Origin of the sequence: Pseudarthrobacter sp. NPDC092419 (assembly GCF_044755045.1) — a bacterium.
Taxonomy (GTDB): Bacteria; Actinomycetota; Actinomycetes; order Actinomycetales; family Micrococcaceae; genus Arthrobacter.
The window spans coordinates 56107-69022 of the sequence record NZ_JBIVQF010000006.1 but is presented as its reverse complement, the minus strand read 5'-3'; the positions used below and the strand labels follow the sequence as shown (position 1 = coordinate 69022).

General features: G+C 65.6%; 9 protein-coding genes. 2 read left to right on the top strand and 7 right to left on the bottom strand.

From position 1 onward, the window contains the following. Nucleotides 1–17 precede the first annotated feature (17 nt). The 7 genes from ACIQC0_RS11035 to ACIQC0_RS11005 form a co-directional block, all read right to left on the bottom strand. Complete coding sequence (locus ACIQC0_RS11035) at nucleotides 18–1244, bottom strand: MFS transporter (protein WP_400534905.1); 1227 nt, start codon at nucleotides 1242–1244, stop codon at nucleotides 18–20. Further along, nucleotides 1241–2926, bottom strand: a complete 1686-nt coding sequence (locus tag ACIQC0_RS11030) for an ABC-F family ATP-binding cassette domain-containing protein (RefSeq protein ID WP_377216348.1) — start codon at nucleotides 2924–2926, stop codon at nucleotides 1241–1243. The genes ACIQC0_RS11035 and ACIQC0_RS11030 overlap by 4 nt, the downstream gene beginning before the upstream one ends. Nucleotides 2927–2953: 27 nt before the next feature. Next, nucleotides 2954–4381: an amidase gene (locus tag ACIQC0_RS11025; RefSeq protein WP_377216349.1), complete on the bottom strand. Its 1428-nt coding sequence runs from the start codon at nucleotides 4379–4381 to the stop codon at nucleotides 2954–2956. Further along, nucleotides 4378–5643 (bottom strand): M20 family metallo-hydrolase, encoded by a 1266-nt coding sequence (locus ACIQC0_RS11020; protein WP_400534902.1) that lies wholly within the window; start codon nucleotides 5641–5643, stop codon nucleotides 4378–4380. The genes ACIQC0_RS11025 and ACIQC0_RS11020 overlap by 4 nt, the downstream gene beginning before the upstream one ends. 49 nt (nucleotides 5644–5692) lie before the next feature. Next, entirely contained in the window at nucleotides 5693–7066 is a 1374-nt protein-coding gene (locus ACIQC0_RS11015; RefSeq protein ID WP_377216351.1) for an MFS transporter, read from the bottom strand. Nucleotides 7067–7233: 167 nt separating this feature from the next. Beyond that, a complete protein-coding gene (locus ACIQC0_RS11010) occupies nucleotides 7234–8178 on the bottom strand; it encodes a LysR family transcriptional regulator (RefSeq protein WP_377216352.1) in 945 nt (314 codons plus the stop codon). Between the two features lie 68 nt (nucleotides 8179–8246). Continuing rightward, entirely contained in the window at nucleotides 8247–9899 is a 1653-nt protein-coding gene (locus tag ACIQC0_RS11005) for a PucR family transcriptional regulator (protein WP_400534899.1), read from the bottom strand. Nucleotides 9900–10005: 106 nt separating this feature from the next. Here ACIQC0_RS11005 and ACIQC0_RS11000 point away from each other — a divergent pair, with 106 nt between their 5' ends. After that, on the top strand, nucleotides 10006–11493 hold the full coding sequence (locus tag ACIQC0_RS11000) for a CoA-acylating methylmalonate-semialdehyde dehydrogenase (protein ID WP_400534897.1): 1488 nt from the start codon (nucleotides 10006–10008) through the stop codon (nucleotides 11491–11493). Between the two features lie 26 nt (nucleotides 11494–11519). Next, the gene (locus ACIQC0_RS10995; protein ID WP_400534895.1) at nucleotides 11520–12890 is read left to right on the top strand and encodes an aspartate aminotransferase family protein; all 1371 of its coding nucleotides are present in this window, start codon (nucleotides 11520–11522) and stop codon (nucleotides 12888–12890) included. The last annotated feature ends 26 nt before the right edge of the window (nucleotides 12891–12916 follow it).

Here is a 12916-nt window from a genome sequence, read left to right as displayed (position 1 = left end):
CCACCCGATTGGGCCGACTATCCGCGGGGGCCCGTTTCCGCGGTCTTCATGGGTTGCACAGGCAACGGACGGGCCGCTCCCGCCAGCAGGAGCGCCAGGACGATGGGTGCCAGGATGGCCAGGAGGGCGAGATGGATGCCGGTGAGGTCGCCCAAATAACCCAGCAGCGGAGGCCCGGCCAGGAAGGATACATACCCCAGGGTGGATACAACAGATACCCTTGCTGCCGCGTGTTGGGGGTCGTCTGCCGCCGCCGACATCCCCATCGGGAACGCCAGTGCGGCGCCCACGCCCCAGAGGGCAGCGCCCACCGCGGCCAGCCAGACGTTGCCGGCCAGCACGAACAGGCAGAGGCCGGCCGCGGCCGCCGCCATGCTTGTCCGGAGAACCGTGACCCGGCCGTAGGCGTCGATAACCCGTCCGCCAAGGAAGCGCATGGCTGTCATGGCCAGGACGAACAGGGCGAACATCAGGGCCCCGGTGGAATTGGAGGTACCGAGCCCGTCCACCGACGCCTTCGCGATCCAGTCGTTGCCGGCGCCTTCGGTGAGAGTCGCGCCGAGGACCACGACGCCGATCAGCAGCGTTCGGCCATCGCGCCAGGCGGTCGGTCCCTTGGCGGGCTTAGGTTCACCCTCGGCGACGGTCCGGGTGAGGTGGGGGAGGAAGTACCGGGGAGCCACGAGCGTAGACAGCAGAACCACTGCCGCAACGGCAACGAGGTGGACGGGCAGCCCGACACCGAGATTGGACAGGCCAGCGCCGACGATCGCCCCAATAAACGCGCCGCCACTGAATGCCGCGTGAAACTGCGGCATGATGGTCCGGCGCATCTTGTGTTCCACATCCGCGCCCTCGATGTTCTGGGAAACATCCCAGAGGCCCACCGCGATCCCGAAGAAAAAGAGGGAAACCGCCGTACCGGGGATTGACGTCGCGAAAAGCGATCCCGCGATGCCCACCGCCGCGGCAGCGGCGAGGACGCCTCCGGTGCGTACCGCATTGGCGGTGCCGATCCTGCCCACCACCAGTCCCGCCGTCGGGAGCGCCAGAAGGGATCCCACCGCCGTGCACAGCAGGAGCGTGCCCATCTGTCCGGAACTGATGCGCAGGATTTCGGTGACTGCCGGGATGCGTGCGGCCCAGCTGGCAAAGGCAAGCCCGTTAATCCCGAAGACGACGAAGGTCGCGGCGGCGGCAGCCTTCAGCCCGTGGTGTTCGCCTGTCCTGGTGCTGGCGCTCACGCGCGCGCCCGTTCCACGCGCTTTTCGTCCCACACCGGTTCCGCGGATTCATAGACCTTCCCGTCCGAGCCGAACACCAGGAACCGGTCGAAGGTCCGCGCGAACCAGCGGTCATGGGTGACGGCCAGGACCGTGCCTTCGAAGTGGTCGATGGCCCGTTCCAGTGCCTCGGCCGAGTGCAGGTCCAGGTTGTCCGTGGGCTCGTCCAGGAGCAGCAGGGTAGCGCCGGAGAGCTGGAGGAGCAGGATCTGGAAGCGTGCCTGTTGCCCGCCGGAGAGCGACTCGTACTTCTGCTCGGACTGTCCCGCCAGCCCGTAACCGTCCAGGGCACCGGCCGCGGCCTCACGGCCCAGTCCGGAGCGGTGCTCGTCGCCCCGATGCAGGATTTCCAACAGGGTCTTGCCCAACAGGTCGGGGCGGACGTGCGTTTGGGCGAAGAAGCCTGGCCGGATGCGTGCGCCCAGCTTCACTGTGCCCTCGTGCGGCACTTCGGCGATCTCGACGTCAGAGACGGGCAGGTGTTCGCGCTCTGGGTCCGTGCCGCCGGTGGCCAGCAGGCGGAGGAAGTGCGACTTGCCGGAGCCGTTGGAGCCCAGCACGCCAACCCTGTCGCCGAACCAGACTTCGGTGGAGAACGGTTTCATCAGGCCGGTCAGCTCCAGCTTCTCGGCAACGATGGCGCGCTTGGCGGTCCGCCCGCCTTTCAGCCGCATCTGCACGTTCTGTTCAACAGGCAGCGCTTCGGGCGGTCCGATCTCCAGGAACTTGGCAAGGCGGGTCTGGGCTGCGTGGTACCGGTTGGCCATGTCGGAACGGAACGCCGCCTTGTTCTTGTACATGTTCACGAGTTCCTTGAGCTTCACGTGCTCCTCGTCCCAGCGCTTGCGCAGCTCCTCGAACCGGGCGTTGCGGTCTGCCCGCGCGTCGACGTAGGAGCCGAAGCCGCCGCCGTGGATCCACGCAGAGGCCCCGTTGATGCCGGGCTCCAACGTGACGATCCGGCCGGCTGCGTTGTTCAGGAGCTCCCGGTCGTGGCTGATGAAGAACACGGTCTTCCGGGATTCGTTGAGTTTCTCTTCGAGCCAGCGCTTGCCGGGAACGTCCAAGTAGTTGTCCGGTTCGTCGAGGAGGAGCAGCTCATCCGGACCGGCGAAGAGAGCCTCCAGCACCAGGCGCTTTTGCTCACCGCCGGAAAGGGTCGACGCCGGGCGGTGCTGGGCGCGGTCGTAGGGGATTCCCAGCGCGGCCATGCAGACCTCGTCCCAGACCGTCTCGACGTCGTACCCTCCGGCGTCTCCCCAGTCCACGATCGACTGGGCGTACCGCAGCTGGCTTGGCTCGTCGTCGTGCTCCACCATGGCGAGCTCTGCGTCGTCCACCTCGCGCGCGGCCGCGGCCAAGGCGGGCGGCGCGGCGGAGACCAGCAGGTCGCGCACCGTGGACCCGTCCCGGACCTGGCCCACGAACTGGCGCATGATGCCCATGTTGCCGGAGCGTCCGATCACGCCTTCATCCGGGGCGAGGTCGCCGGCAATGATGCGGAACAGCGTCGTCTTGCCCGTGCCATTCGGACCTATCAGCGCGGTCTTGGTGCCGTCCGGGACCTTGAAGGTCACCCCGTTCAGCAGCTGCGTGCCGTCGGAAAGGAAGTAATCTATGCCGGAAACGTCAATATGGGCCACACGTTCAATACTCCCACGAACCCCTCCCTAGAGCGGGGGCCGGCAGGTCCAGGGCTGCACGGCTTCCAGCGCGGCGCCCAGCCGGAACACCGTTGCGTCATCGAACGGATGTCCAACGATCTGGACGCCCGTAGGGATTCCACAGTCGGCTATCCCGCTCGGGACGGCAAGCACCGGACAGCGGTTTGCGATGTTGAACGGAGCCGTCATGTGCCCTTGCCAGTAGTGCTCGAGGTGCACAGCGCCGGCATCGATCCCGTCAAGGTACTGACCCTCCGCCTCCAGTGCGGGGACTGCGGACGCCGGGCAGACCAACGCGTCAAAATCCGCCATGGCTTCGGCCAGCTCAGACTGAAGCTGGGCCTCGGCCCGGATGCCGTCCAGGTAACGGTTCTCCTCGGCTGCCCGGCGGGCATCCGCCATGAACTGCCGCGTGTAGGGAGCCAACTGCTCCACGGATGCCGCTGTCTCGTCCTCCATTGCAGGTCCCAGGAGATAGCCAAAGTGGGTGAAGATGGTCCGCCGGATACTCTCCGTGGTCCACGGGAGCTCGATTTCCTCCACCACCGCGCCGGCTTGGCGAAGCGCCTCTGCGGTGGCACGGGTATTGGCTTCGACGTCTGCTGCCACCGGGTAATTGCCCAGACGAATGCACAGGGCGATCCTCATCCCCGCCACCGAAATCCCTCCAACCGCAGTGCCCGGTCCGGGCCAGCCCTCGGGGAGGTCCGCCAGGGACGCATGGTCCGCCCGGGACCGCCCCGCCATGACACCGGCCAGCAGCGCCGTGTCCGCCACCGTCCGGGCCATCGGCCCATCTCCGCGGTAGTGGTCCGCGGCGAGCGGTGCCAGCCCCGGGATCCGGCCGTAGGAAGCCTTGAACCCAACGGTCCCGGTGAAGGCTGCCGGCAGCCGGGTTGACCCGGCGATATCCGAGGCCGTGGCCAAGGGTGCCAGGCCGGCTGCCAGCGCCGCTCCGGAACCGCCGGAGGATCCACCGGGGGAGTACTGCAGGTTCCATGGATTGCGCGTCACGCCCCACAACGGGCTGTGGGTCACGGTGGCGCAGCTGTACTCGGGGGTGGTGGTGCGGGCATGGATGATGCCGCCTGCGTTTATGATGCGTTCGATCACCGGATGGTCGGCCATCGCGATATCGCCTTTGCGCGCCAGGAGACCCTGCGAGAGTGTGCGGCCACGGAGCCCGTGCTTTTCCTTCGTGGCCACCGGAAGACCCAGGAGCGGAGCGAGGTCCCGGCCGCGCGCGTACCGGGCTGCAGCCTGCCGGGCGGCCAGCCGTGCTTCCGCGAAGAGCGTTTCGGTGAGAGCGTTGATGGCCCCGTTGACCGCATCGGTCCGCGCAATCAGCGCGTCCAGGAGCTCCACCGGTGACAGCTCCCGGCTCCGGAACAACTTCAGCGCGCTTGTGGCATCAAGGTAGTGCAGGTCCGTCATGCCAGCGCCGCCGCAGCGCGGGCCGGGGCCTCGGTCAAGGCGCCCGCCACAAGCTCGCGGGCAACCCCAGTGAGCATGTCCACGCCGGCCACCATGTCGGCGTCGGTGGTGAACTCCCGCTCGCAGTGTGATACGCCCTCCACACTGGGGATGAACAGCATGACGGAGGGGACCACCGTGTTCATGGCCACGGAGTCGTGGCCCGCCATGGTCTGGATGCGCCGGGCTGAAAGACCCAGATCAGCAGCAACCTTGTTCGCAAGTTCCAGGCCAGCCTCAGGAAAGCGCCGGATGGGGCGGATGTCGAAGTCTTTAACGTTCACTTTGATGTCGTGTGCACGCGCCAGGACGTCGATGTCCTTCAGGAGTTTCGCCCGCGCTTCCGTGACGATGTCCGGGTCGGCCGAGCGCAGGTCGGCGACGAGGTGCACCCGACGGGCCACCACGATCGGTGAGTTCGGTTCCAAGGTCAGCTGGCCCACAGAGGAAACAATCGCCTCGTCGGCAAATTCCTTCGTGACATCGTGAACCATGAGGATGATCTTGGAGGCAGCCACCAGGGCGTCGTGCCGGTCAGCCATCGCCGTGGCGCCGGTGTGCGACTGTTCCCCCAGTACTTCGATATCCAGCTTCTGGGTGTACCAGCTGCTGTCCACCAGTCCGATCGTGATCCCCTCGCGCTCCAGGATGCGGCCCTGCTCGATGTGGATTTCAGCGTAGGCGGCGGCATCGGGCGCCTCGGCCGTGCCGAGGTACCCGATGCCGGCCAGGGCATCGCGGACAGTGACACCCTGCAGGTCGGCGACGTCGAGCATCTGCCCCTGGTCGAGCAGGCCTGCGTACACCGAGCTGCCCATGATGCTCGGGGCAAAGCGCCCGCCCTCTTCGTTGAACCAGTTGACCACCGCCAGGTTGAAGCGGGGCACCGCCCTGCCGGCAGCCACCTCCTCCTGGAGCCGCCGGGCCGCGTGCAGCGCGGCGATGACACCGTAGGCGCCGTCGAAACGGCCTCCCAGCGGCTGGCTGTCCAGGTGTGATCCGATGATGACGTAAGGAGCCCCGGGCACCCACTCCACCAGCCCGAACATGTTGCCGATTCCGTCCACCCGAAGTTCCCATCCGGCGTCGTTCACCCAGGCCGCGAACCACTGCCGGGTGAGCGCATCCTCGGCAGTTGCGGCCTGCCGGTCCACACCGTTGTTCGCTGTGGCGCCGATGGTGGCAACGTGGTGGAAGTCGGACAGGAAAGCTGCTGAATTCATGGGAGAAGTCCTTAGGTCTGGCTGTGGAGAGGAAAGAGGGCGGGGGCTTCTAGCCCATCCGGCCGCGCGTCTCCGGCACCCGGGTAAAGAGCACCAGGAGAAGCACGACGGCGGCTGCCGCGGCCATGTAGAAGCCCGGCGCGTGCGGCACGCCACTGCTTCCCACCAGGGCGGTGCCGATGAACGGTGCGGTGCCGCCAAACAGGGCGTAGGCGCCGTTGTAGCTGATCGCAGCCGAGGTGAAGCGCGTCTTCGTCGTGAAGATCTCGACAAAGAACGTGTAGCAGCCGCCGCCGTAGATGCACAGCGCCACAACGAACAGTGACTGGCCCAAAAGCGCGAGCGGCAGGCTGCCGCTGGTGACCAGCATGAAGCAGGGTACGGAAACGAGTGCCAGGACAGCGGAGCCTGCGATCAGCATCGGCTTCCGGCCCACGCGGTCACCAATGCGGCCGCCCAATGGCAGGAGTACGGCGTAAAGCGCCAGTGCGGCAGCGTTGACCAACAGGGACTGCTCGCGGCTGAGGCCGCCCGAGGTCTGGACGTACGAGACGAAGTAAGCGGAAAGGAAGTAGAACCCCATGGCGGTCAGGCCCATGACGAAGATGACCTGGACCATCCGGAGCTTGTTTTCGCGGAAGGCCTCGCGGACGGGACTGAATTCCTTCGTCCGGCTGGCCTTGGCCTCGTTGAAGGCTTCACTCTCCACCGTGCGGCTGCGGATCCAGACGCCGAAGAGTGCAAGCGGCAGGGCCAGCAGGAACGGGATGCGCCATCCCCAGGCCATGAAGGACTCGTTGGACATGGATTGGCTAAGGATGAGGATCATGGTTCCGGCAGTCACAGAAGGCAGCGCGGTTGCGGCGATAGTGATGTTCAGCCAGAACCCGCGGCTCTTGACTGGTGCGTGCTCGAAGACGAAGGACGGGGCACCTACGGACTCGCCGCCTGCCGAGAAGCCTTGGACCAGCCGGCAGAGGACCAGGAGGGCCGGTGCCCATGCGCCGATCTGGCCATAGGTGGGCAGGATGCCCATGAGGGCGGTGGCTGCGCCGATCGCGATGAGCGTGATGGTGAGGACCCGCCGTCGGCCGATCCTGTCACCAAGCGCGCCGAAGAAGAGCCCGCCAATGGGCCGCACCACGAACGCGACGCCGAACGTGGCAAATGTGGCCAGCATCGCTGCAACGGGGTTGGCCGCGGGGAAGAAGAGCTGCGAGAAGATCACCGCGGTGAGTCCGTAAAGCGTAAAGTCGTAGAACTCAATGAACTGGCCGATACTTCCGCCTGCCAGCACCCGCTTCTGCATCTTCGTAACGCCGGGACGCGCGCTCAGGGCCTCCGTTTCGAGAACGGGTGCCCCCAGCCCGGGGGTTGGTGCAACTTCGGGTGCCTGCTGGGGTTGGGGATGGATCTGAACCACAGAATCTCCTTTGATCAACATGGTTGTCCCGCCGGGGAGGTGGGGTGTGCGCCGTGGTTAGAGGGGTTTCCCTTCCCGGGACCCGCCGACATCCGCGCTGCAATAACCATGTGTGATCTGCGGCACATGTGTCCAATTGATTGATTTGGTGCCATCGATAGATTTCATCAATGTACGACAGACCCGGGCAGCTGGCCCCCGACGGCAGTCGTATAGATTCGGCGGCAGGTCTCTTCAAAAGCGAGCGTACGCCGCGTGGGCTGTACGCCTTCCGGCCGGACCAGCATCACCTCAATGGGCGGGAAATCGTCTTGCAGGGTCAACGCCACCACCTTCCCGCCGGAATACGTCATGTCACTGTTCAGCCGCTGGTTGAGCATCGCGTAACCGTGCCCCTTCGCCACAAAGGACCGGACCGTCTCATATCCCGCGAAGCGGTGCCGGACGTTGGGCACAATGCCGGCAAGTGCATAGAGCTGTTCGTAATATTCGCGGCTGTGGGGGAGGTCCAGCACCACGGACGGTTCGCCGTCGAGTTCTTTGAGTGCAATGCTGCGGCCGGGGCGTGCTGCGGCCGGATGCCCGGCATGTACCAGGACGTGCGGCGGTACGCGTTCCAGCACCTTGTAGGTAAAGCCGCGCCCAAGGCCCAGGCCATACATCAACGCAACGTCGCACCGCCCGTCCAGCAGGGCGCTCTGGAGTGTGGCGAGATCGGCCTCCAGGAATGACACCTCCACGCCGGGGTGCTGGACCTCGAAGGTCTGCAGGATCGCGGGCAGCCTGAAAGGAGCCAGGGGCGCGAAAACTCCCACCTTCAGCTCCCCGACCAGGCCGGCGGACAGGCCCCGGGCAGATTCGTACAACGCGTCCGCATGTTCCAGCAGCACTTTGATGTCCTGCGAAAGCTGTCGGCCGGACGGAGTGAGCCTCAGCCCGCGGGTCGGAAGCCGCACGAACAGTTGCGTTGAAAGGCTTGACTCCAGCTGGGAAACCGCGGTTGAAAGGGTGGACTGGGTGACCAGCAGGCGTTCCGCCGCCGCCGTCATGTTCTCCAGTTCGGCGACCACAGCGAAGTAGCGCAACTGGGTAAGGGTAAAGGGCTTTGCCATCGGTCAACGTCCACTCTCTACGGCACGTGCCGTTACGGATGTCCGGTCGGTTGGGGTCCTCATCGGGTTCAAAGAGCCCGGAGCCTGTGGAGCAGGAGCGCCACGTGCAGCGAAGTTCGGGACTCGGCGTCATCAAGATCAACGCCCAGGAGTTCCTCGAGCCGCGCCAGGCGGGCGTACAGCGTGGGTCGGCTAAAGTAGCCGCTGCGCGCCATTGCTGCCTTATTGCCGCCCGATTCCAGGTACCGGGCCAGTAGTTCGAGGTGACCGCCCCGGCCCTGGGCTTCAGCCTGCAGCAGGGCCTCCAGTTCCGACTCCACGAACTGCTGGACGCGCGGATCGTTTCGCAGGAGCGCCAACAGTCCACGCAGCCGGACGTCAGTGGCCCGGTAGAACGGTTTGCGGACCCCGCGCAGGGTTGCCGAAGTTTCCGCTACGTGCGCGGCTCCATCCACTCCGGCGGCGGCTTCGAGCAGGCTTCCCCGCGGATGTCCGACGCCGACGGTCCACTCCGCCGACACGCTGTCGGGCTCCCGGCCCAAGGCATCGGTCAGCCGGTGCAAGGTAGGGTCCTCCAGCTGCCTTGCCGGCAGGGCCAGGATCATGCCTACGGAACCTGACTGGATACTTGCTGACAGGGCGGTACTGGAGATTGTCTTCAGTGCGCGCCCCAGCTGCTCGAGCAGGATCCTTTCCTCCTCCTGGCCGGCAAGCGGATCCCGGGAGGCCCCGCCCGGCCTTGGTCCGGCACTTGCCTCAGCAGCGGCCGTATGGCCAGTCCTTCGGAAAACGACCGGCACGTAGAACGGTGACCGTTTCAGGCCCAATGCAGCCGCCCGTGCCAGCGCTTCGGCCTCGTCAAGGCCGCGGGGCTGTCGCAGTGCGTTGAGCAGTCCCGCCTGGGCCTGCTGGCTAAGTTCGCGCCGATCGCGTTCGGCAAGCCGGTTGATCGCAAGCGCCTGCGCGGCGCGCTCCAGGACCATAGCCGCCGGGCCATCGTCGTCCATTTCCATGGGAACCACCAGCCGTCCCCAAAGCTGGCGCTGCACACCCACCGGAGTCTGCAGCCAGGCCTCGGCGCCCGCCCGGGATGTCCCGGCAGTCGATGGGGTGGTCCGGGAGCGGCGTTCCCAGTCCGCCAGCAGCTCCGCGGCGGACCTCCCGTGGGCCGAGAACGCGAGCACCAGGTGGGCCAGGTCTTCCAGGATGACCGGGGCGCCGATCAGTTCGGCTGCCTTTTCCACCACGAGTTGCGTGCCGGCATTCTCCAGGCTGAGGAGCGTGAACGCCTCATGGACGTCGCGCGCGCGCTCCACGCGTTCCAGCTGCTCAGCAACGATCATGCGGTGTACGACCTCCGTGACCTGCACGAAACGTACCCGCCGCTGAACCACGGCGATCGGAAGCGAGGTGCGCCGCGCGGCGGCGTGAAGCGCGGCCATACTGCGTTCACGGTTGCCCGTGAGCTCAACCACCAGGCCTGCCGCGCCGGCCTGTTCAAGAGATGCGACGAACCCGACCGTGAGGTCAGGGTGCTTTTCCAGCTCCAGTCCGGTGGTGAGGACCAGTTCACCGCCGGCCAGCAGGCCCGAGATGTCCAGCAGTTCACTGACATGTACCCAGCGGACCTGAGCATCCAAACGCGCGGAGCCGCCCAGCAGCTGCGGTGCAGCTGCCTGGAGGACCGGAAGGGCGAGAACGTCGCGGACCGAGGGGAGCATTTACAAAGTGTAAACGAGCCTGTGATTTACCTTACACATCGGCTCTAACGCTGCCCTTGCGTGACGGTAAGACTGGACGCAAACGCAGCGACCTCAAGGAGACACTTTGAACATCATCGAGCACTGGATCAACGGCAGCTATGTCCCTGTTGGGGAGAACACGGCGCCGGTCACCAATCCCGCCACGGGGAAAGTCACCGGGCAGGTTGCCCTGGCCACGGCCCAGGACAGCCAGGCGGCTGTGGCTGCCGCTAAAGGCGCCTTCCCGGCCTGGCGGGACACGTCCCTTGCCCGCCGCACCCAGATCCTGTTCTCATTCCGTGAACTCCTCAATGCACGCAAGGATGAGCTCGCAGCAATCATCACCGCCGAACACGGCAAAGTTCTGTCCGATGCCCTCGGTGAGGTCACCCGCGGCCAGGAAGTGGTCGAATTTGCCTGCGGAATCCCGCACCTGCTCAAGGGCAGTTATACGGAGAACGCCTCCACCAGCGTCGATGTCCACTCCATCCGCCAGCCGCTGGGTCCCGTAGCCGTCATCAGCCCCTTCAACTTTCCGGCCATGGTCCCCATGTGGTTCTTCCCGCTGGCCATCGCGGCCGGCAACACGGTAATCATCAAGCCCAGCGAAAAGGACCCCACCGCTGTCAACTGGATGGCTGAACTGTGGAAAGAAGCCGGACTTCCGGACGGTGTCTTCAACGTCCTTCACGGTGACAAGGTGGCGGTTGACGCGCTCCTGAACCACCCGGACGTCAAGGCCGTTTCCTTCGTCGGATCCACTCCGATCGCCAAGTACGTTTACCAGACCGCTACGGCCGCCGGGAAGCGTGTCCAGGCCCTAGGCGGTGCAAAGAACCACATGATCGTCCTCCCCGACGCCGATCTTGACCTGGCGGCAGACGCGGCAATCAATGCAGGTTTCGGCTCAGCTGGCGAACGGTGCATGGCCATTTCGGCCCTCCTTGCCGTCGGTGACATAGCAGACGAACTGGTTGCCAAGATCGCTGAACGCGCCACCGGACTGCGCACCGGGGACGGACTTCGCGGCTGTGACATGGGACCGCTTGTTACCGCCCAGCACCGGGACAAGGTGGCCGGCTACATCGACGCCGGCGAAGCAGCCGGCGCCACTGTCGTCGTGGACGGCCGGAACATCGCCGCCGACGCTGAGGGCGACGGCTTCTTTGTCGGGCCCACGCTCTTCGATAACGTCACGCCGGACATGTCCATCTACCAGGACGAAATCTTCGGCCCGGTCCTGTCCGTGGTGCGCGTAGATACCTATGAGCAGGCACTGAACCTCATCAACAGCAACCCGTACGGCAACGGCACAGCCATCTTCACCAATGACGGCGGGGCCGCCCGGCGCTTCGAAAACGAAGTGGAAGTAGGGATGGTGGGGATCAACGTGCCCGTGCCCGTGCCCATGGCTTACTACTCGTTCGGCGGCTGGAAGAACTCGCTCTTTGGCGACACCCACGCACACGGTACGGAAGGCGTCGGCTTCTTCACCCGGGGCAAAGCCGTCACCTCCCGCTGGCTGGACCCCAGCCACGGGGGCATCAACCTCGGCTTCCCGCAGAACGCCTAAGACCGGAACCTCGAAAGGAAACTGCCATGACCTCCACCGTTGAGTCCGGACCGGTTCCCGACATTGACTCCGAGAGCGCCCGTCGGGCCTATGAGCTGGACCGTAAGCACGTCTTCCACTCCTGGTCCGCCCAGGATCTGCTTGATCCAATGGTCATCTCCGCCGCCGAGGGTTCCTACGTCTGGGACGGGGACGGAAACAAGTACCTGGACTTCACCTCCCAACTGGTGAACACCAACATCGGCCACCAGCACCCGGCGGTGGTCTCCGCCATTGCGGCGCAGGCCACTAAGCTGTGCACGATCGCGCCAAGCTACGCCAATGACGCCCGCTCGGAAGCGGCGCGCCTGATCGCTGAGCGGACCCCTGGAGAACTGGACAGAATCTTCTTCACCAACGGCGGCGCCGATGCCAATGAACACGCAGTCCGCATGGCCCGGCTGCACACCGGCCGGCACAAGGTCCTCTCCGCCTACCGCTCCTACCACGGCGGAACCCATCTGGCAGTCAATCTGACTGGGGATCCACGGCGCTGGCCAAGCGACAGCGGCAGTACCGGGACCGTTCACTTTTTCCCGCCCTACCTGTACCGCTCGGCGTTCCATGCGAGCACCCCGGAAGAGGAAAGCGAGCGTGCACTGGCCCACCTGGAGCAGCTGATCAGCCTGGAGGGCCCGTCCACAATTGCAGCACTCATCCTGGAATCCATACCGGGAACTGCGGGTATCTATATGGCGCCGGCGGGGTATTTCGAGGGGGTCCGGGAGCTCTGTACCCGATTCGGCATCGTCCTGATCGCGGATGAAGTGATGGCGGGCTTCGGACGGACCGGCAAATGGTTCGCCGTGGAGCATTTCAATGTGGTTCCGGACCTGCTGACCTTCGCCAAGGGCGTCAATTCCGGCTACGTCCCGCTGGGCGGGGTCGCGATCAGTCCCGAAATCGCGGCCACCTTCGGGCAGCGGGCTTATCCGGGCGGCCTGACGTACTCCGGTCATCCGCTGGCCGCCGCCGCTGCTGTGGCCACCATCAACGCCATGGAAGATGAGCGGATGGTGGAGCACGCAGCGGCACTGGGAGAAACGGTCATCGGCCCTGCGCTCGAAGGCTTTGCGAAGCGGCACAGGTCCATCGGTGAAGTTCGGGGCGTCGGCGTGTTCTGGGCCATCGAGCTGGTCAGAAACCGCGAAACGCGCGAACCGTTGGCCCCGTACGGGGGTTCCAGTCCGGAAATGAACCAGCTGGTCGCCGCCTGCAAGACCCGGGGGCTCCTGCCGTTCGCCAACTTCAACCGCATCCACGTCGTGCCGCCCTGCAACACCAGCGTGGCAGACACCAAAGCCGGTCTGGCCATCCTGGACGAGGTTCTGGACATCGCCGACGGTTTCGCGGACTGACCCCGGTGGCCGCCGGCAGGCCTCCC

Bases quoted from the DNA above. Each gene is read 5' to 3' on its own strand.
- ACIQC0_RS11010 (WP_377216352.1), bottom strand. From the start codon at position 8,178: ATGGCAAAGCCCTTTACCCTTACCCAGTTGCGCTACTTCGCTGTGGTC.
- ACIQC0_RS11005 (WP_400534899.1), bottom strand. From the start codon at position 9,899: ATGCTCCCCTCGGTCCGCGACGTTCTCGCCCTTCCGGTCCTCCAGGCA.
- ACIQC0_RS10995 (WP_400534895.1), top strand. From the start codon at position 11,520: ATGACCTCCACCGTTGAGTCCGGACCGGTTCCCGACATTGACTCCGAG.
- ACIQC0_RS11025 (WP_377216349.1), bottom strand. From the start codon at position 4,381: ATGACGGACCTGCACTACCTTGATGCCACAAGCGCGCTGAAGTTGTTC.
- ACIQC0_RS11020 (WP_400534902.1), bottom strand. From the start codon at position 5,643: ATGAATTCAGCAGCTTTCCTGTCCGACTTCCACCACGTTGCCACCATC.